Source organism: Streptomyces sp. NPDC006265 (assembly GCF_040613555.1).
GTDB lineage: Bacteria > Actinomycetota > Actinomycetes > Streptomycetales > Streptomycetaceae > Streptomyces.
On sequence record NZ_JBEXSH010000006.1, the window covers coordinates 1 to 19,192 of the forward strand.

The following is a 19,192-nucleotide window of genomic DNA, read 5'->3' on the forward strand; positions in this document are numbered from 1 at the left end:
TCCCTCGTGATCATCGACACCCAGTCCGTCCGCGCGGCCGCGGGTGTCCCGAAGACCACGACGGGACTGGACGCCAACAAGAAGGTGTCGGGCCGTGTGATTGGGCGGTGGGGTTGCAGCGGGTAGGCGTCAGCGGAATTGCGGTGTGGATGTCCTGGTAGTGGGCGTGGGGCTGGTTTTTGGTTGCTGTCATGGGGTGACCAAGCGGCTGTTGTGGTGTGGCTAGCAGGTTGGTTGCTGGCTGTCATGGCTTTCGCTGTTCCTATGTGAGGGGCTGGCGGGGTCGGGTGGGCTGGGCCGTATGACGGTTCAGGGGGGTCCGGCGGGTGGGGCCGAGGCGGGATCGGCTGGTGTTGTGTCGGCCGGGGGTGCGCCGTTGGCGCGGGGTGTGGTGGTGCGGCGGCTTCTTGCGGTGGATGGGGAGGGGACGCTGTCGGCGCTGCATGTGCGGATCGCGGCGGAGCTGGCGGGGGTGTCGGAGCGGACGGTGTGGCGGTGGCTGGCCGATGGACGCCGGGGCGATGTCGAGGCGCGGCCGCGGCAGGACGGGTTTTCGCTGAGTGACGCGTTGTGGGAGGTCCTGGCTCAGGCGGGCGGGAACGTCGCGGAGTTGCGGCGCAGGATGCTCCGGACCCAGGAAGAGGGGGTGTTGGAGCAGTGGGGTGCGGAGTGTGTGCCCTCGCTGCCGACACTGCATCGGGTGATCAAGCGGGATCTGGGGGCGGGCCGGGTTCTTGAGGTGGCCCGTCCGGCAGGGGCCCGGGCAGGGCTGCAGCCGAGCCGGTATGACCGGGCACTGGCGGATTTGGGACTCGTGGACGGTGAGGGTGGTCCGCTTGTTGTCGACGGCCCGCCTGCCGACGTGCCGGTGGCGGAGGGCGGCGCGGATGCGGGGGTGCGGGGCGGTGGTGTGCGGTTGTATGTGCCGGGGGCCCGGCTGGTGTCGACCCGGCAGGTGGCCGGTGTGGTGGAGGCGGTGGGGCATACGGTCGCGGCCCGCGGGATGTGCTGTGTGTACGGGGACACGGGCCTGGGGAAGACGGTCGCTGTCGAGCAGGCGTTGCATCTTCTGCCCGGCCGGGTACCGGTGTGGCGGGCGGTGGCCGGGGTGGCGCCCGGTCTGCCGCAGCTGCGGGCCTCGCTGTGCGAGGCGTTCGGGCTGCAGTCGGGGGCGCTGCCGCATCGGGCCGGGCCGGCCAGCCAGGATCTGATGCGGGCACTGGCCGAGCCGGGTGTGCTGTTTCTCGATGACGCCCAGCGTCTGACGCCGCCGTTGCTGGACTATCTGCGGCAGTTGTGGGACGCGCCGGGCTGTGCGGCGGCGCTGGTGCTGTGCGGGGCCGGAAGCGAACGGGCTCTTGCCCGCGCTTCGGCGCTGCGCTCGCGGGTGCTGACCTGGCATCAGGTCGGCCGGCTGGATGAGTCTGGGGTGCCGCAGACGCTGAGCCTGTTCCATCCGGTGTGGGCGCAGGCGGATGCGGACGACGTTGCGCGGGTGGACGAGCAGATGGCACGCGGCAATTTCCGTACCTGGGCGAAGATCACGTCGCATGTCTACGCGGCCCGCGAGCGCGCCCCCGCAAGGCATGTGGACCGGGAGCTGATCGAGCAGGCCTGCGCGCGTCTTGGGCCCTATCCGTAACGGTCCGGGCTGCTCGAAGGGCTTATGTACGGGCCTTCACCTGTTCCGACGGGGTGAACGAAGGCGGGCTCCGCGGAAGCGGATGAGAACGAAGGGGCATGGGGTGGACGGACAGCCGCTGGCGCCGCCAAAGGATCCGGCCGGTGTTCTGGGGGAGGAGTCCTTGACGGCGTTGCGGGCCCCGGCGGTGCGCCGTCTGCTGGCGCTGCGCGCCGAGCGGCGGCTGTCGCGGGAGCATGTGCGCCTGGCCGGGGAGTGCCTGGGCGTGTCGGAGCGGACGGTGTGGCGGTGGCTGGCTGAGGCCTCCCTCTCGCCCCGGGCCGCGATCCGCCCCGGGGAACGCAGCGGTGACCGGTTCGAGATCACCAGGGAGATCCGGGTGCTGCTGGCGTACTGGCACGGCAACGCTTCCGCGGTCCACCGCCAGTTGGTGGCCCGGGCCGAGACCGGCGGCCATGACGGTCAGCCGACGACCACGACTGAATCCGCGGCTTCTCCCGCGGGCGCCCCGCCGGCCGCGGTGCCGTTGCTGGACCCGGTGCCTTCGCTGTCGACGTTCCTGCGCGCGGTGCGTCGCGATCTCACCGCGGGGGAACGGGCCGGTCTTGCCGCGGGACCGGACGCGGCACGCGCGCACGACGTCTTCGGCAGACGGGCGGCCTCCTGGCGCAATCACGTGTGGGAGACCGATCATGTCCAGGCGCCGCTGCTGGTCGATGCCGACGGCGACCTGGTGCGCCCGTGGGTGACGTGGTTCATCGACACCGCCACCAAAGTCATCACCGGCACCGCCGTCACCCCTGGCGTCCCTTCCCGCGCTTCCGTGCTGGTCGCGCTGCGCGCCGCTGTTCTGCGTGAAGATCCCTACGGCCCCGCGGGAGGGACACCGGAGCAGGTGCGGGTGGACCGGGGCAAGGACTTCCTGTCGAGGACCGTCACCACGGCGTTCGGCACGATGGGCGTGACGGTGAAGGACCTGCCCGCCTACAGCCCTCATCTCAAGGGCACGGTGGAAAACCTCAACCGGGCCGTCGACCGGATGCTGTTCGCGGCCATGCCCGGTTACACCCTCACCCTCACCAAGCCCCGCTCCGGCCGGCGAAGCAAAGGCGCGGGCCGCAAGCCGGAGACGTCCGGTGCCATGTCGTTTCCGGACTTCACCGCGGAAGTGCTGGCCTGGACACACTGGTGGAACACCGAGCACAGGCCGCAGGCGCTGTCCGGCCGTACGCCGCTTGAGGCATGGCAGGCCGATCCGACTCCCGTCACGGACGTGCCCGCCGCCGAACTGTGGACGTTCACCCTGGAGGACGACGGCCGCCCGCGGAAGCTGACCAGCCACGGTGTGCGGTGGCGCGGGCGCACCTACATCGCCGCCTGGATGACCGGCCAGGCCGGCCGTACTGTCACGGTGCGCTATATGCCGCACCACGATCACGAGATCGACATCTGTGACGCGAGTGGCGGGTATCTCGGGCCCGCGCACCTTGCGGACGCGGCCACCCCCGAACAACTCCAGGCCCTGCGCACCGCCCGTGCGGAGCGTGCCCGACGTCTGCGCGCCGAGGTGAAAGCCGCCGAGACGCTGCGCCGACAGCGCTTCGCCCCGGCCACCACGGCCGGGCCGGCCCAGCGGCTGGGAGCCCTCACCTCCGCTCAAGCCGGGCGCGAACTGGCCGCCGTCGAGCACACCGACGCCTCGAAGCTGGCGCTGCCGGACCTCATCCCGCCCGCCGCGCCCCCGGCCGACTGGCGCACTCCGCCTTCCCTTGCCCCCCGGACCGCGGCCGGCCGGCCTGTCCCGTCCGAACCTGCCTCCGACGGCCCGCCCGGCCCGGCCGCACAGACCGCTGAAGACGGAGATGCCTTGTGACCGCGGCCACCTACCAGTACGTCGATCTGCCCGATGCGTCCGTGGTCACCACCCGTGCCCTGCTCACCGCCCGGGAGAACATCTCCGACACGGTCGCCGCGCGGGCCATGATGTGCATCCACGGCGGCGCCGGCTTCGGCAAGACGCTCGCCGTCAACATCTGCCTGCGCGGACTCGAACCGCACGAGGACGTCCGCAAAATCACCTTCCGTGCCCGCCCGACCGCCCGCGCGGTGCGCTACGAGCTGTTCACCGCGCTCGACCTGGCCGGTGAACCGCCGCGCCACCCCAGCGAATTCGACCGGCTGCTGAAGACCGCCCTGGCTGAACGCCCCCGCACCTTCCTCGTGGACGAGGCCCAGTGGCTCAACGGGGAGGCGTTCGAGTACTTCCGCTATCTGTGGGACGAACCCTCAACCCAGCTGGCGGTCATCTTCGTCGGCGGGGAGGGCTGCCACACCGTGCTGCGCCGCGAACCGATGCTCTCCTCCCGCATCTTCATCTGGCAGCACTTCACCCGCCTCACCCCCAGTGAGGTCCTCGAGGCCATCCCTTTGTTCCACCCGATCTGGGCCGACGCCGATCCCGACGACATCACCTTCGCCGACCAGCACGCCGCGCACGGCAACTTTCGTGCCTGGGCCCAGCTGACCGCCCACACTCGCACCGCCCTGGCCCGCACCGGTCGCCCCCGCGTGGATCAGGAGCTGCTGCGCTGGGCCTTCAGCCGCCTTGCGTGATCACCTTGCCACCGCCGCCCGTCACCGTGGTCATCGACCCAGGCGACGATGCGATCCACACGCACACCGCCCTGGCCGCCCACCACTTGCCGTCCGGCCGGATCACCCTGCACCCCGGCCCGGGCACCTCCAGCGAGACCGGCCTCGCCCACGACCTTCTCGCCGCCCTGGGCAAACCACCCCTGCTCCCGGGTGGCTTTCCCGCTGGCCGTCAGCCCGCGTGGGAAGCCGCCACCGCCTGGTTCACGGCCCTTCCCGTGAACCGGCTGACCGTTCTGCGCGCCCACCGCCTCACCGCCCGCCGCACGATGCGTCTCCTGCAGCTGCGCGCCCTCACCGGCATCCACCTGACCCTGGTCTGCCACCGCCCGCGTCTGCCCGCCGCCTTGCACCAGGCCCTGCAGGCGGCCGACTACGCCGTCACCGCCGACTTCCAGGCCGCCCGGCGCCATTACTACGGCACGACCGCTCCCGTACCCCAGCCTGCTGACGAGTCCGCCCGGCCGGCAGACCGGTGGCTCACCCTGCCCGCACTGGACCGCCTCGTCTCCTACGACAGCCCCACCGCCTGCGCTGCCCCGTGCACACCGCCGCCGATCACCTTCCGGCACCGCCCGCCACCCGCACCGCTCACCCAGCAGACATCCCGGGAAGCCGCCCGACGCCTCTCCACCGTGACCGCCCACCCCCGCCTGGCCGCCGCCCTCGCCGCCGCGCTCTTCACCGGCGCCTCCTTCCAGCAGCTTGCCACCGCACGCCCCGGCGACTACGACGACGCCGCGGCCACCGTGGCCCTGCATGACCGCGCCCGCTACACCGACGGCTGCGCCACCTACCGCGTACCGCCATGGGCACACGTCTTCCTGAAGGCCGCCGTCTGCTTCGCCCGGCTCGCGCCCGGCGAGGAGGAGTATCTGCTGGCCGGTCCTCACGACCGCATGCATCTGCTGCGTGTGGCGGAGACTGCCAGGCTCCGACCGCCCCAGCCGCCTGCTGGCCAGCGCACCGGCCCTGTTGGCCGCGTCCAGTGGGACTGGCGCGAACGCTAGGAAGCACAGCGCTACGACGCGATGCTGACACGGGGCCAGACCCCGCCCTCGCCCTGATCCCGGACCCCGACAACCCCGAGCCAGCAAGGGAGGCGGCGCCGCGCGGTACAGGGGCCGGGGCGTGGTCAGCCGATGGAGAACTCGGCGAACTCCACGTCGGTGAAGGCGATCCCGAGACCGTGAGCACGCCGGCCTCCGTCCCGGAAGTAGGCATGCCCCAAAGCTCGGGCGAGGATCACCATCTGCTGCTGTTCGCCCGCACCGGTATCCCGGGCTGCGAACAGCTCGCGGGCTACTTCTCCCGACAGGTACTGGGTGATCAGCCGTACCCGCGGGTCGTCCGACGATCCCGCCGGAGCGGCGAATCCGAACCGCGCCCTGGTATGGAGGACAAAGCCATCGGCCTCGGCCCGGGCCCGCTGGCGGGCACGCACCCGGGGCTGCCACCGTGCCTTGACGGCCTCATAGATCAACCCCGCATGCACAGCACCGGGACGGCGGCGCATACCCGGCCGGGTGGTGACCCACCGCTGCACCGTGCGCTGGGAGACTCCCAGGAGGACGGCCACGTTCTTCGTGGAGCCCTTCGCCGTCCTGAGCAGGAAACGGACAGCGGCGTCACCAGTGGGCATGGGACGGGTCAGCAACGCTCGCTCAAGCCCCTTGACGATCTCGCCCATGCCGCCCCCCTCTCTGAGCGTTTTGCCACCGAGATGGCTGCTGCTCGGCGGCCGTCTGCCTCTCCCAGATCTCTCACAACAAGCCGCGCCCTCCGGCCAGTTCAGGCATAGCCAAGACACCACTGCGGATCCTCGGCTACAGGACCTGCAGCAACCCAGGCCCGGGGACATCCTTCCGATGGTCAACCGTGGAGTCCCAACCATCATTTACGCTATCCGTACGTACTTGGTACGCGATATGTGCGCTTCACGCTAGGGTTGCGGGGCAGGAGGTGCTCATGTCCGAGCTGTTCGATGCGGTCGACGCGCTGGTCGGGTCCCGCTCCCCGCTGCCGGCGCCGGCGGAACGCAAGCGGCTGCGCCAGGCGCACGGCCTGACGCTGGACGAGGTGGCCACCGCACTGCAGGTGCGGCGCGCGACGGTCAGCGGCTGGGAGGCCGGTAAGACGGAGCCGCGGCCGCCGGAGCGCGATGCATACGCCCGCATGCTGAAGCAGCTCGCCCAGCTCTACCCTGCCAACGCTCTGGTGCCCCCTGAAGACACGGCGGGTCCCGAGACACGTGCCCCTGCCGCTCCTGCGCCATCGGTAGCTGAACCGGCCAAAGACCGCACCAGACCCACAGCCCCGACTGCGGAGCCTGCTTCCCAGAACACCGCGCCCCGCCCCGCCGCTGTACCGCCTCCGGCGGCCACGACCAAGCCGACGCCGCGCCGGCCGGGCGCGAGGAATGCCGCCCCGGCGGGCGGTGCCGATCCGCGGTTCGAGAACGGGCCACTCGCGGTCGTCGACGTCGACGCCGATGGCCAAGTGTTCGCGTACTGCGTCGGCGGCCTGGTCCTGGACGTGCCCGCCAAGTCCATCCCCTCCCTGGTGGAATGGACCCTCAAGGAGGCCAGGCTCGGGCAGCCGAAGCTGTCCGGGCCGGGCAAGGACGCCGACCCGCTGCTCGTGCTGACCGAGGCCGCGCTGGAGCGCTACGGCCTGCCTGTCGCCCTCACGGATGAGGAGCGGATCGCCGGGCGGATCCCGGAGGGCCACAAGGTCATCAAGCAACTGACCCGCGCGGACTGGAAGCTGACCAAGAGGGGCTTCGGGCCGTGGGCGCGAATCTACCGTCCCGCGACCGGCTCGGAGCGGGCCTGCGTCCAGCTGTGCATCCCGTCGTGGAACGCGCTCGACACCCGCCACTGGGCCGACGCCGCCCAGCTTCCGCCAGCCGACCTCGCCCGGCTCCTGGTCACCTATGCGGCCCGGGTGATGACGCCGCGCGGCTCCACCGCCGTCACGGGCCTGGAGCTGATGACCGCACTGCACCCGCCGACCCGCGCCTCCGAGCCGGATGCCGACGGTAAGCGGCACTCCGAGCACAACCCAGGCTCGCTGGGGAAGGATCCGGTGGACTGCGCGCCGTGCGAGGCCCCCGACGGGCACCCGGTCCTGGCGGACCTGCCGCGCTTCCACCACCGCACCCCGGCGGAGGTCCTGGTGGAGGAGGCGTACGACTGGGCGCGCCCGCTCACCGACGCCGAATGCCTTCGCCCCCATCTGGTGGGCATCGACGTGAACATGGCCTTCGCCGCCGGCGCGAACGGCCTGGTCGTCGGCCTCGGTGCGCCGACGCACGTCAAGGCGCCGGTGTTCGATCCGAAGCTGCCCGGCTCCTGGCTGGTTGACCTCAGCCATGTGGACCTGTCGAGGGTGAAGGTCGGCAAGGACAAGTGGGTGGACCTGGACGGCAGTCTGCTGCCGAGCCCGTTCACGCCGAAGGGCGAGCGCCCGACGGGGCCGGCGTGGTACGCCACGCCGACCGTGGCCTACGCGGTGGAGCTCGGCTACGAGGTGCGCCCGATCGAGGCGTGGGTGCGCTACGACAACGGGCGTTACCTGGACGGCTGGTACAACCGGCTGCGCGACGCGTACATCGCCACGATGGCCGACCTCGGGGTGGGTGCCGACCTCTCGCCGGAGGAGTTCCTGAAGGCGATGGACGGCTACCGGCAGCGCGACCCCGAACTGGCGGTCGTGGTGTCCGCGATCAAGGCGACCGTGAAGGGTGGGCTGGGCAAGCTGCGCGAGCGCCCGCGCGGGGAGGGCTGGAAGCCCGGGCAGCCGTGGCGGGCCCTTGCCCGGCCGACGTGGCGCCCCGACATCCGCGCCGCCGTCATCTCCCGCACGCGGATCAACATGCACCGCAAGATCGTCAAGCACGCCGCCTTCACCGGGCAGTACCCGGTCGCGGTCCTCTCGGACTGCGCCGTCTACGCCTCCGACGGACCGTCCCCGCTGGACTTCCTGCCCTACCGGGACGGCAAGCCGCTGCCCGGCGGCTTCAAGCTCGGCGTGAACCCGGGCCTGGTGAAGTGGGAGGGCACCCAGAGCGTGCTGTGGGGCGAGGGCGTCCGCGAGCAGTTCAACGCCCCTGAGCTCAACCTCGCCCGGTACATCAAGGACGGCACCGTCACCGACCAGGACACCGGGGAGTAGGTAGACCGCGATGAGCATGTTCGGCAACGGCCTGGACGCCGCGGTGCAGAGGGCGTTCACCCGCCCGGTTCCGAAGTCGGCCGGTGCGCAGATGCGGTACCTGGTCAAGCAGCTCAAGGGCACCAAGGCCGTCGCCCAGATGCTGCGAGTGTCCCAGCGCACGGTCGAGCGGTACGTGAAGGACCAGATCAAGAAGCCGCGCCCGGACCTCGCCGCCCGGCTGGAGAGCGAGGTGAAGAAGCGGTGGCAGCCGCAGATCCGGGCGAAGGCGCGGCAGAGGGCGGCGAGGACCGGCGGCATCGTCATCGACACCCGGGCCCGGATCGGCTACACCGCGCCGATCGGTACAACGGACGAGGGCCGGCTCCGCCACCTGACGGTCGCGCTGCCGCCGCAGTACGCCGCCCGCCTCTTCGACGCCCAGGAACAGGGTGCCAGCGACCAGCAGTTGCGGGAGATCGCTGCCGAAGCGCTCAAGGAGGTGTACTTCCAGGACGGTGGCCGCCGTGCCGGCAGTCTGGAAGAGGTCCGCTTCACCGACATCGAACACCTCGACTTCGAGCTGTAGACCCCGAACAGTGAGCCCCGTCGACCACATTGACGCGCCGCCGGACCGTGTGGTGGGGCTACGGCCCGCCCGACTCGGGCTCCGACCCTGCGCCGGCGGTGCGATTCCGACCGGGCAGAGGGGCGCCCGTGGGCTGTGTGCGCGAGCGCCGCAGGAACCGCCGGGCTTCCCATCTGCGTTGCGCGAGGGCGACGCGGAAGGGATGGCGTAGTTCCAGGAGCCGGACGCGGTCGTGGTCGGGTGCGATGCCGTACGGCAGGACGCTGTCGAGGTCGATCGTGGCGCCGACGATGAGCACTGAGTTGATCCGGGCCTGCGCCCGGTACTCCGTCAGCTGCGGCTCCTCCCACTCATCGCAGCCGACCGGCGCGGCGGCTGGCGACCCCACATCGCTGACCCCGACCACCCAGTGCAGATAGCCGCCCGGATTACCGAAGTAGTGCTGCTCGGCGTAGCTGAACCGTCGTGCCCCGACTGCTGGCCAGGGCCCGAAGTCCTCGGGTGCGGTAGCGGGCAGAGCGGTGAGCCGGGTCCTGCCGAGCGTGATCCGGTACGGCCCGACCGCGACCCGGGGGCGGAACAGCCGGCTGCGGGTGGTCAGGGAGTGCATCAGCACCTCGCCGTCCTCGTTGCACCAGGTCACCAAGTACCCCAGCATGCCCAACGGCCAGGCCCGCACCGTCAGCTCAACCTCGCGAAGGACTGCCTCGTCGCGCTCATCGGCGCCATACGCCTTGACGCTTTGCTTGTGCTCCCATGCGGGCTCGCCGAACAGTCCCTCGACGTAGTCGTGCCGTACGTAGGTTGCGAGTTTCCGGTACGCCTTGATCAGACGCCGACGCTTGCCCAGGCTGGCGTGCCACCAACCCCGCACGAGTCCGGACAGCGTGTACAGGGCGGTGAGGACTGCGGCCAGAGTCCATACGTTCAGCCTGGTATCGATTTTGAGGTTGGGCAGGAAGTCCACGCGCGCATCGTGCACCACAGCCGCCTCTGCTGACAGACGTCCAGGTCACCTGCATCTGACCGGGGCGGCTTGGTGCGTCCACCACGTGGCCTTCTCCACGCCGTCGCGCCCGGCCGCCGACAGAGCGGGTCGGCGGCGCCCGGGAATGCCCCAGGCGGTGCCGCCGGCCGGGCATAGCGTGACCCTCTTCAGGACTGAACGACCGTCGGGTGGCGACGGCTAAGGGGGAGGGCAGCACCGGCGGACAACGTCGTCGGCAGGTCGGCGCGCGCTTACTGCGCTGCGGGTCTATCGCCTGTTGGTGTCAGTGGGCGGTGAGAGACTCATGGGATGGCTTTGCGATCACCTCTTTATCTCGACACGGACACGCTGCTGGCGCAGGCGGAATACCACGAGATCGACGTGCCACAGCGTGAGGAGATCGTGGAGACGACGACTAAGCGGCGCTCGGGCGGCGGCAAATTCAATCTAGGAGCCGCTGGAGTCGACGCGTCGGGCGGGAGCGATGTGCAGCGCCAGGCGACCTACAGCCTCGAACCTCGCGAGAAGGCCACCGTCAGCAAGGTGATCGACGGACTGATCGGCAAGGATGCGGTCATCAGCCGCCCGGATGCCACCACGGTGTTGACCCGGGACGCTCTGGTAGAGGTCGAGGGAACGACCAGGATCACGGCCGCGAGCCTGTTCGGCAAGATGTTCTTTATCTTGCGCCGGTTCCTCGAGGGCGGAAGCTTGGAGAACCTACCCGACACGCTCAGTGCCACCGATCCCCGCCTGCTGGAACAGATTGAAGAGGTCTACCTCCGCAACGAGCTCCCGCCCATCCCCATCCTGCTGGAGCTCGAAGGCTCGGGGCTCCCCCAGAAGGTGTACGTCAACGTCACTCCGGACCACTTCATCGACGTCGCATCGACCAACCGGGTCGAAGGCGAGATCCGTGTGCTCGGCACCGTGTCGAGACTGATCGATGACTCCCCGGACGGGTTCCTGAGCGCGGAAGACTGGCTCCTCTCAGGATGGGAGTGGATGCTGAGGCGCACAATGATGACGCGTATGAACGACGCCCTTGTCGAACTACGCCAGGTGATGTCCAATCAGGGCATCGTCCTGCCGGACGAAGACGTCGACGCCTACATCACGGGCCCGGCCATCGTCGTGGACGCCATCGCGCTGTACTGACGCCCAACGCCCTGGGCTGGCTGTTACACCCACTCCACCCCCAACTCAGCGAGGGCGGCCCGCTGTTCGGCAGTGAGTTTGTCCCGCCTCGACTTGGTGTTGGAGACCCACACGCCCAGCTTCACGAACATCGGCTCGGCCTCGCCGTCGACCGTGATGTGCTCACTGTGGCCGCGTGGTACCGGCCGGCCTGCGCCTTCCCGCTCGACCCACTGCGCGAGGGCCGCGAGGCCCCGCTGGAACGCTTGCTGTGCCTTGCTCGGCCCCTTCGCCGCGCGCTTGGCCGCCGGAGCGGGTGACGGAGCCTCAAGCGGCTGCACACCCAGCCTGGTCAGCCGCTCCTGCTGCTCGGTCGACAGCTGCGCCCAGGTGCCCGGCTGCTTCTGCCGCTGAAGCCACTTGCCGATGTCGTCGCCGTCCATCAGTACGCCGGGTGCGATGTCGGGCAGGCTGCCGTCGGCGTCGACCAGGTCGGCGAGCACGCGGTAGTGCCGCTGCCAGTCCAGCGGCCAGGGACAGTCCCAGTCCGGGTCGACCGCCGTCAGCTGCTCCGCACGCTCCTCTGCCCGCTCAGCGTCCTTACCGAGGCCGCCCTTCCGGCGGAGGTTGGCCATGTGCTGCCCGACCGGCACCATCGCGTCGCCCTCGCCCCAGAGGGCGTCCTGACGCGGGGCCAGGTGCCCGGTGGCCCGCCGGTAGGACCGCAGCGCGGCGAGCTTGCTCTCCCAGGCTTCCTCGCCGGGCTCCCACACCATCCCGGCCTGCGGCGCGTCCAGCAGCTCTTTGCGCCGTTCCTCCAGTTCTCCGGCCCGCAGGGCTTTCCTCTGCTGGTGCACCCACCTCCCCAGCGGGAAGTTCTTGGTCACGCCCACCGTCGTCTCGGTGTCGTACGGGACGGCGTACAGGCCGGTGATCTCGTTCTCCGCCCGCCACCGGAGCAGCGCTCGGTAGCCCTCCAGCCATACCAGGGATTCCGGCCGGTAGACGCGGGTGCGTAGGAAGGCCGCGATGGTCGCCGCGTCCCTGGGAGAGGAGAAGTGGAGCAGGGCCGACTCGGCAGCGGCGTCGGTGTCGTCCTGCTCCTGGTCCTCGCCCACTTCGCCGGCGGCCCCGACGATCCGCCCTTCTTCATCGCGCTGGATGTGTACCTTGCGCTTCCCGCTGGTGAGGGCGCGGGAGGCGAGCTGCTCGACGAGTCGTTCGTCATGACTGCGGAGACCTTGGAGGACGGCTACAAGGGGGCGGAAGCTGGCGCTGGCGACCATGTCGGTCGGGTCCTCGCCGGGCTCCAAGAAGATCGGCACGATGATCCGTGCGACCTTGGTGGAGCCGTCGCGGTTCAGGCGGAGCGCGCGGCCGATGTTCTGGACAATCTCCACCTGGGAGCCGCGGGTGTCGGCGAAGCAGATCGCCTCCACGCCCCGCTCGCCGGTGATGTCGACGCCTTCCCCGAGGACTCGCACGGAGGCGAGGAACGCCCGGTGTACGCGTCGGTTGTTGGCGTCGATGCCGTTGGCGAACTGCCGCAGCACTTCCCGGCGTTCGGCCACCAGGTGGTCGCCGCACAGCCACGCCGACCACACCCGGTCCGGCGGCACGTGGCGGTCGGCCTCCAGCCCGTAGAACTCCGCGTCGATCGACGACGCGGGCAGTTCCTTCTCCGCCTTGACCATGGTTTCGTCATCGGCGTCCGTGACGTACAGCTCGGCTGCGGTCTCCGGCAGCTTCGCCGCGAAGGCCTCGGCTTCCTCCACCTTCTGGTGGAAGGTCATGACCGTACGCAGGTTGTACGCCGCCGCGTGCTCCAGGAGGGCGGTCTGCAGCAGGGCCAGGCGCCGGCCCCGCAGCGCCTCTTCCGAGAGCCCGAGCACGGGGGAGGGGTCGCGGATCTCCAGCACGTCGATCTCGAACGGGGCGAGGATCTCCCGCTCGATCGCCTCCGAGAGCCCGAGCTCGGCCAGCCACGGCCCGTAGGTTTCCGAGTCCTGGCCCATCGACGCGACTTCCAGCTCGTGGCCGTCCGCGCCCTTCTGCGGCCGGGCCGCGGCGAGGATGCGCGGGGTGGCGGTGAGGTAGAGCCGGAAGGCCGCCGGGATACGGGCGTTGTCGTGGATCGCCGCCCACGGCCTCCCAAGATCACCTGCGGTGCCGTGGGCCTCGTCCGTTTTACCGACTCTAGAAGTGATCGGCATGTTCCTGAGCTGCTTCGATGCGTCGTGGCCATGTTTGCAACGTATAGATTGAGGTGACACTGGCAGGTGCCGACGACGTGTCCTCTGCCGTCGTTGCCTCAGCCTTCAGATCCGGTCAGAGACCAGCCAGCAGTATGCGCACTGTGTGACTGGACAGGTGTCTTCTGTCGTGCCCAGCTCTGTGGCAACCAGCGTCCGGCTCATGGGATCTGGGCGGTGGCTTGGCGGACGCGTGCGCTGTTGTCGGTGCGGAGTCGTTCGGTGATGGCTTCGTACTTGAGGCGTTCGCCTGGGGGGAGTTCAGCGAGGATACGGGCCAGATTGTGGCGGACGCTGGTGTTGGAGTCCTCGGCGAAGACGCGTGCCAAAGACGGATCCCGGTGATCGGCGCGGCCCCAGCAGATTACGGCCGTCTGCCGCACGAACTTTGCGGGGTGGTTGACCGTCAGAGACGTCGGCACGGGGGCCAACCGGTCGAGTGCGAGCATGGTCTGTGCCTGTAGCCAGCCGTGGCCTCGTTCTTGGTCGGCATGGCTCAGGTGCGGGAGCAGGCGCTGTTGGACGCGCACGGCTTGCTCGGTGGTGGTGGCGAAGACGGCGGACGCGTACAGGATCTCTGCGGGCAGACGCAGGTCTCCTTGAGTATTGATCTTGTATCGGCTCAGAGGGTGCTGGGTGCGTCGGTCGAAGGCGTCGGCCGGGTGTTCTCCAGGATTTGGGTACAGACCCATGAGCCGTTCGAACATGTCGTCTCGCACAGGCGCCGGCAGGTTTGCAGCGAGGATGGACAGTGCGCGTACGGCCTCGGAGCGCCGGTCGGCTGTGTCGTTGCGGTCTTCGGCCCACAACAGCAGGTGTGCTGCGACGCGTTCACGCAAGAGCCTGATCGGCTCACCTGCGCCCACGGTGCTCTGGCCGTCGCATGCTATGAGGAAGGCCGCGCACTGCCGCGCGACGGTTCCCATGGCATAGAAGGGGCGGACGGTCCCGACCGGTTCGGCCAGCACGGTGTCGGCCAGTTCCCGCGCGGTCTCAGCGACAGTGGGGTCGTCCACCCGCCAGTCGGCCAGGACGGCGGTGGCCCCGCGGTGTCCCTGCTGCGCCCGTTCGCGTACCGCTGGCACGGCCGACGGCACGTGGGCATGGAGGCTGGCAAGCAGACTCTCAGCGCCGTTTACATCGAGCTTCCACGTGTCCATCAAGGCTCGGATGGCTCGGTCCGTTACAGGCAGTTCGGCCTTGATGCAGGCACCGAGGAAAGCCAGCATCTGTTCATCGATGTGCCGGGAGGTGTTCGGCTCTCTGGGAATACATTCAATCAACAAGGGCAGCACGAGTTGCGCTGACGCCGCTGGCAGTCGCTCATCGAGCGCTCCCAGCGCTCCGAGAGCCTGCATGACCGGATGAAGGCCCGCCAGCTCCGACTGCAGGCCCGTGATGACGATGTCCGTCAGGCGGGCAGCGATGCCTGTGACAGCATCATCAGGAATGAGATCCGCTTGCTGGCCGATCACCGCTGCGGCTGCGCTGCATACCCACCGTGCAGGCACCTCCAAGAGGTCGCATACGTCGAGAAACTCGGGGACCGATTCGGTGGCGGAGAGTGCGTCCTTTCTGTGGCCGGCAAGGACGAAGTGACGCACGGCGTGTTTCGTTTCTCCGGCGCGGTTGAAGACTTCGCCATAGCGCTGGTGGGCGAGGTTCTCGTCGGTCAACGCACCGGAGATCCGGTCCTGCCACAGCCACTGGTGCGCGGCTCGTGAGGCGTCCGGCAGTCTGTCGTCGACCAGGGCTTCCAGCGCGCTGACGGCCGGGTTGAAGGAGAGGTCGATGAGTCGCGCGCCCTTGGCGCCGACCGTGCGGGCCGAGAGCATGGCCTGGGACGATTCCCTGAATCCGACGTTGTACTGGTCGGCCAGGAAGGAAATGGACCGTAGGGCGTGCCGGGCATCGCCTCCCAGGCCCTCTCGGGTAGCGGCCAGTACAGCGCGCCGGTAGGCCTCGACGGCTTCGCTTCCGAGGTCGGCCAGAGCGAGGGCGCGTCCGCGGCGCATGTGCACCAGGACCGCGAACCGTTCCGGTATGCGGCCACTCAGAGCGCGCCGGTCGAGGTCGGCATAAGACTCTTCCGGGCCATGTCCGGCGCGGACGGCCAGGTCTGCCAGACAGCACTCCAGCCGAATCCGCAAAAGCCCTGTCTGGGAGGGGACAACCTCAAAAGCCAGGTCAGAAAGCCTCGCCGGATGATCGTCGGGGTGTTCGTCGACCACGATCTGCTCGATGACTGCCAGCACCAAGCGGGCTGCCAGGGGATCGCACGCCTGCACCACAGTCTCGAGCGCGGAGGTCACCGGCGGAAGGTCGTAGCCGTACTCGAACCAGTCCGCCAGCGCCTTCAAGACCACGTAGATGTCGGATGCCGTGCCGCCGGCGTCGCGAGCCAGACGTTTCAGGTGCTCATCCACAAACATACGATCGCCGGACTCGTACCGGTCAAGCATCAACTTAGCCGCGACGGTGAATGCTGCGTCGGCCTGTCCTGCGGATGCCAACAGGTCGCGCTGCCGAGTGCGTAGCTGGCGGGCATGCCCGGTAAACGAGGCCTGTTCAAGTACATCCGCCAATTCGCCGAAGAGCTCGGCAGCTGGCCCAGGTTCCCTCTCCGCGAGCTGCTGAGCGCGGTGCAGGGCGTCCGCCAGGCCCAGGTGCTCGAGGGGGTCGTTCAACAGCGCGTAGCCATGCGGCAGGGACGGCACCGGTGGCGTCTCTACCCCGCAGAATGCCTTGGCCCACTCTGGACCGAAGACGCCAGCGACAATGGACGGGCGTTCTCGCAGGAATCGCGAAAGGGCGCGTGCGTCGTACAGATCGATGTCCATGTCGTCCTGGTACTGCTCCTGCAGGGCGACGAGTTCGTCTTCCACGGCCGTGTCATCGACGATGCACCCCGCTGCCAGGACGAAACGCACCGTCTCAAACCGACGCTCGGACCACCCCTCTTCGGGGGTCGTGGTACGGGATGGGCCGGTGAAGTCGGTGACTGCCGCACGGAGCGCGGGCGCGGACAGGGAGGCGATCCTGCGCACTTGGTAGACGTGCGTCTTCCCTTTCCGCCTACCAATGAGATCGAGTCCGCCCTGGTCCTGTCCGGATCGGCCGTAGCCGCGGATGTCGTTCATCCCATCGACAAGCCACATGACCTCGCAGACCACGCGTTCGAATACAGGCGGGGACAGCTCGCCGAAGGGCAGCGCATCGGGGGCAGAGAGGGGCGGGGTGAGGGGTAGTTCACTGCGCCGGCTGACAAGCGCACTGAGACGGATTTCCTCCGCGGGCAGCCTCGCAGCCATCCTGCACTCCTTACTCACCACTGACCTGCGGCGCTTGCTCGCCTCGGGCAGGCACGGCGGACGTTACCGGAACGTACGCCGCAGATCTGCGACGCTGCTTCGGGGCCGGGTAGCCAGCTGGTGTGACCGCTTTTTCCCCGGGACTGGGTGCGTCTTAAGGCGGGAGATCGGGCGGAGAACGAGGGGCGTGTGAGCGGGCGCGGTGGTGGCATTGGGTGGGTGTCAGCGGGAGGGGGTGCTGGGTGCCTGGTTATGGGGGTAGTTGCGGGCAGGTCCGCTGTCACGGGGTGACCAAATGGCTGCTGTTTTTCAACTGGTGTGGGGTGGGTCGGCTGTCGTGAGGGTGGCTGTTCCTATGGTTTGAAGGACAACGGTGGGGGCGCCCGCGAGACTTGGACTCGAGTGCTGTTCATCGAAAAGCCCTGATGACCAGCAAGCCCGTCGAACCGAGGGAGCGCCCCGCTTGTGTGGGCTCTGCCGCACTGCTCCTCCCCGTTCGGTGAGGTGACGGCAGTTCGTCCCTTCTTTGTTCTTCTACGATCCGTGTATGGAATTTCACCCTGTGGCGCCAAGTGCTGCTGGAGCAGGTTCGATGGCGCTCTCCCAGGACTGTGACCCTGCCAGGGTGTTTCTGATCGGTGACGCGACAGATCAGCATGTCAGCACCGTCCTCGCGCGGCTCCCGAAGGAAGGCACCGTGGTCATCGACGCGGCTACGCTGCCCTCTGCGTTCTACCGCCTGAGCCCGGAGGAAGGCACGTTCGTCGACCTGGCCGGTGAGCAGGTCTGTCTATCGCCGGAAGTGGCGGCTCGGGGTTGGATCAGGCGCTTGGCCCCCGCCGGATGGGATACGGGTACCGTCCTGGGCAGCAGGGCCGCGGCTCGACTTGCCGCTCGTATGACAGTGCTGGCTGCCCTGCTGCGTGATGCCCGTATCTCGTGGGTGTGCGGAGTGGACGCATTGTTCGCCGCCGAGAACAAGATCGTGCAGTACAGGGCTGCTCAGAGGGCTGGGCTGCGCGTCCCGGAGACCTTCATTTGCGCGGACCCGGCCTACCTGGCGGCTGAGCTCGGTGAGCCCTTCGTCATCAAGCCGCTCGGTCCCGGCAACTTCATGACGGATGACGGCCGCGACCAGGTCGTGCACACGCAGGCGGTGACCGCTCGTGATCTGGCTGGCGTGGACCTGCTGGGCGCTCCCTTCCTCGCGCAGAAGTTGCTTACCGCTCGAGCGCATCTGCGGATCGTCACCGTCGGCGGACGCGCCTGGACTGCCGAACTTGATGCCGGCGGGTTGCCCCTGGACTGGCGCCAGGCCGCCCGCGCCCACGGGTCCTTCGTGCCCTCCGCCCGCTGGGACAGCGTCGAACGAGACGCCGTATGCCTGGCCGAACACCTTCAGACCGGTTTCACCTGTCAGGACTGGATCGTTGAGGACGCCGGACCTGCTTTCGTGGACCTCAATCCCGGTGGACAGTGGCTCTTCCTGCCCGACAGCATGACGTCGCAGATCGCTGACTCTTTGGCCGACTGGCTGCGAGGAGCCTGAATGCCTGTCATCAGCGGACGATTCGCCGAAGCCCGTCTCTACCTCGTCTACTGCGTAGCCCTGCTCCATCCCGGGCACACCATGCCCACGTTCGCTGAACCCGAGCCCTATACCAGGGACGTGCTACCCCTGAGCGATGAGGAACTTGGACTTCTGATGGAGGAAGGCCGTCGCCAGATTGATCGGCAGATGGCTGACCTCGACCGTATCCGTAACCGAGCGGGTGCCCTCGCCACAGTCGCTCTTGCGCTCATCGCAGCTGTCATGGGGAAACTCGCAGACGTGCTGGACCTCCACTGGTCTCTCATCGCACTGTGGGCTACCTCGTGCGCGATGGCAGTCCTCTCAGTCGCCGGCGCCGCGTCGATCCTTTCGGCGCGGGCTGTCCTGGGCCGCACCGATACGCGGCTCGCCGCTCAAGGCACCAGGCCGATGCGAGCAAGCCTTGCAGAGGCATACGTCGGAACGGTGAGCATCGGGGAGGAGACGATCAGGACGTTTCTGACGGTGTTCCGCGACGCGGTTACTCTGGCAGTCGCTGCCGCGCTTGCATTTTTCATCGTGCTGGGGGGCATCGCACTCAACGAGCACGGCACGAAAAACACGGGTGAAAAGGAACAGAAATGCCTGACCTCTACGACCTGTTCGGCGCCCCCGTACCCGCCCCCGAGGTGATGTCTCCGACTCCGCAGCCGCCCAGGCCGGGAACGGTGCTTACCGCTTCGGTTGAAACGATCGACAACGACCGGGCTGGCATGCTGCTTGGCGCTGTGAGCATCTGACGCACTCCATTGCCCTGGAACTCGTGACCGTTCCGATTGCTTCGCCAGAGCGGGTCGTCCGTGCCGGCTGGTTACGAGATCCCCCATTCCCAGTTCAACCTGCAGGCAGCGTGGGGTGGCTGTTCCTGTGGTTTG

The 19,192-nt window shown here is 68.8% G+C and carries 13 protein-coding genes and 1 pseudogene; 10 read left to right on the plus strand and 4 right to left on the minus strand.

Features of this window, described 5'->3' with window-relative positions:
• The 5 genes and pseudogenes from ABZ281_RS01385 to ABZ281_RS01405 all read left to right on the plus strand — a co-directional run.
• Nucleotides 1–96 (plus strand): annotated as a pseudogene (locus ABZ281_RS01385) (IS5/IS1182 family transposase); the annotation flags it as partial.
• 280 nt (nucleotides 97–376) lie between these two features.
• Entirely contained in the window at nucleotides 377–1,642 is a 1,266-nt protein-coding gene (locus tag ABZ281_RS01390) for an ATP-binding protein (protein ID WP_356650912.1), read from the plus strand.
• A 163-nt stretch (nucleotides 1,643–1,805) separates the two neighbouring features.
• On the plus strand, nucleotides 1,806–3,515 hold the full coding sequence (locus tag ABZ281_RS01395) for a Mu transposase C-terminal domain-containing protein (protein WP_356650914.1): 1,710 nt from the start codon (nucleotides 1,806–1,808) through the stop codon (nucleotides 3,513–3,515).
• Entirely contained in the window at nucleotides 3,512–4,255 is a 744-nt protein-coding gene (locus ABZ281_RS01400) for an ATP-binding protein (RefSeq protein ID WP_356650916.1), read from the plus strand. The genes ABZ281_RS01395 and ABZ281_RS01400 overlap by 4 nt, the downstream gene beginning before the upstream one ends.
• Entirely contained in the window at nucleotides 4,252–5,304 is a 1,053-nt protein-coding gene (locus tag ABZ281_RS01405) for a hypothetical protein (RefSeq protein ID WP_356650918.1), read from the plus strand. The genes ABZ281_RS01400 and ABZ281_RS01405 overlap by 4 nt, the downstream gene beginning before the upstream one ends.
• Nucleotides 5,305–5,429: 125 nt before the next feature.
• Here the strand turns inward: ABZ281_RS01405 and ABZ281_RS01410 are convergent, their stop codons facing one another.
• Nucleotides 5,430–5,984, minus strand: a complete 555-nt coding sequence (locus ABZ281_RS01410) for an XRE family transcriptional regulator (protein ID WP_356650920.1) — start codon at nucleotides 5,982–5,984, stop codon at nucleotides 5,430–5,432.
• A 278-nt stretch (nucleotides 5,985–6,262) separates the two neighbouring features.
• On the opposite strand from ABZ281_RS01410, the gene ABZ281_RS01415 reads away from it, so the two are divergent.
• The gene (locus ABZ281_RS01415; protein ID WP_356650922.1) at nucleotides 6,263–8,470 is read left to right on the plus strand and encodes a helix-turn-helix transcriptional regulator; all 2,208 of its coding nucleotides are present in this window, start codon (nucleotides 6,263–6,265) and stop codon (nucleotides 8,468–8,470) included.
• 10 nt (nucleotides 8,471–8,480) lie between these two features.
• Nucleotides 8,481–9,038, plus strand: a complete 558-nt coding sequence (locus ABZ281_RS01420) for an XRE family transcriptional regulator (RefSeq protein WP_356650924.1) — start codon at nucleotides 8,481–8,483, stop codon at nucleotides 9,036–9,038.
• A 58-nt stretch (nucleotides 9,039–9,096) separates the two neighbouring features.
• On the opposite strand, the gene ABZ281_RS01425 is transcribed toward ABZ281_RS01420, so the two are convergent.
• Complete coding sequence (locus ABZ281_RS01425; RefSeq protein WP_356650926.1) at nucleotides 9,097–10,005, minus strand: ETEC_3214 domain-containing protein; 909 nt, start codon at nucleotides 10,003–10,005, stop codon at nucleotides 9,097–9,099.
• Nucleotides 10,006–10,335: 330 nt separating this feature from the next.
• Between ABZ281_RS01425 and ABZ281_RS01430 the strand changes: the two genes are divergently transcribed.
• The gene (locus ABZ281_RS01430) at nucleotides 10,336–11,184 is read left to right on the plus strand and encodes a hypothetical protein (protein ID WP_356650928.1); all 849 of its coding nucleotides are present in this window, start codon (nucleotides 10,336–10,338) and stop codon (nucleotides 11,182–11,184) included.
• A gap of 23 nt (nucleotides 11,185–11,207) precedes the next feature.
• Here the strand turns inward: ABZ281_RS01430 and ABZ281_RS01435 are convergent, their stop codons facing one another.
• Together ABZ281_RS01435 and ABZ281_RS01440 are read right to left on the minus strand one after the other, a co-directional pair.
• Nucleotides 11,208–13,376 (minus strand): Helicase associated domain protein, encoded by a 2,169-nt coding sequence (locus ABZ281_RS01435; protein ID WP_356650930.1) that lies wholly within the window; start codon nucleotides 13,374–13,376, stop codon nucleotides 11,208–11,210.
• A 200-nt stretch (nucleotides 13,377–13,576) separates the two neighbouring features.
• Nucleotides 13,577–16,726, minus strand: a complete 3,150-nt coding sequence (locus tag ABZ281_RS01440; protein ID WP_356650932.1) for a hypothetical protein — start codon at nucleotides 16,724–16,726, stop codon at nucleotides 13,577–13,579.
• A gap of 592 nt (nucleotides 16,727–17,318) precedes the next feature.
• Here ABZ281_RS01440 and ABZ281_RS01445 point away from each other — a divergent pair.
• Together ABZ281_RS01445 and ABZ281_RS01450 are read left to right on the plus strand one after the other, a co-directional pair.
• Nucleotides 17,319–18,275: a hypothetical protein gene (locus ABZ281_RS01445; RefSeq protein ID WP_356650934.1), complete on the plus strand. Its 957-nt coding sequence runs from the start codon at nucleotides 17,319–17,321 to the stop codon at nucleotides 18,273–18,275.
• A complete protein-coding gene (locus ABZ281_RS01450) occupies nucleotides 18,276–18,950 on the plus strand; it encodes a hypothetical protein (RefSeq protein WP_356650936.1) in 675 nt (224 codons plus the stop codon).
• Nucleotides 18,951–19,192: the final 242 nt, after the last annotated feature.

What these genes read in the sequence shown, in the direction of transcription:
- ABZ281_RS01435 (WP_356650930.1), bottom strand. Translation starts at nt 13,376, where the DNA reads ATGCCGATCACTTCTAGAGTCGGTAAAACGGACGAGGCCCACGGCACC.
- ABZ281_RS01450 (WP_356650936.1), top strand. Translation starts at nt 18,276, where the DNA reads ATGCCTGTCATCAGCGGACGATTCGCCGAAGCCCGTCTCTACCTCGTC.
- ABZ281_RS01430 (WP_356650928.1), top strand. Translation starts at nt 10,336, where the DNA reads ATGGCTTTGCGATCACCTCTTTATCTCGACACGGACACGCTGCTGGCG.
- ABZ281_RS01445 (WP_356650934.1), top strand. Translation starts at nt 17,319, where the DNA reads ATGGCGCTCTCCCAGGACTGTGACCCTGCCAGGGTGTTTCTGATCGGT.
- ABZ281_RS01420 (WP_356650924.1), top strand. Translation starts at nt 8,481, where the DNA reads ATGAGCATGTTCGGCAACGGCCTGGACGCCGCGGTGCAGAGGGCGTTC.
- ABZ281_RS01415 (WP_356650922.1), top strand. Translation starts at nt 6,263, where the DNA reads ATGTCCGAGCTGTTCGATGCGGTCGACGCGCTGGTCGGGTCCCGCTCC.
- ABZ281_RS01410 (WP_356650920.1), bottom strand. Translation starts at nt 5,984, where the DNA reads ATGGGCGAGATCGTCAAGGGGCTTGAGCGAGCGTTGCTGACCCGTCCC.
- ABZ281_RS01440 (WP_356650932.1), bottom strand. Translation starts at nt 16,726, where the DNA reads ATGGCTGCGAGGCTGCCCGCGGAGGAAATCCGTCTCAGTGCGCTTGTC.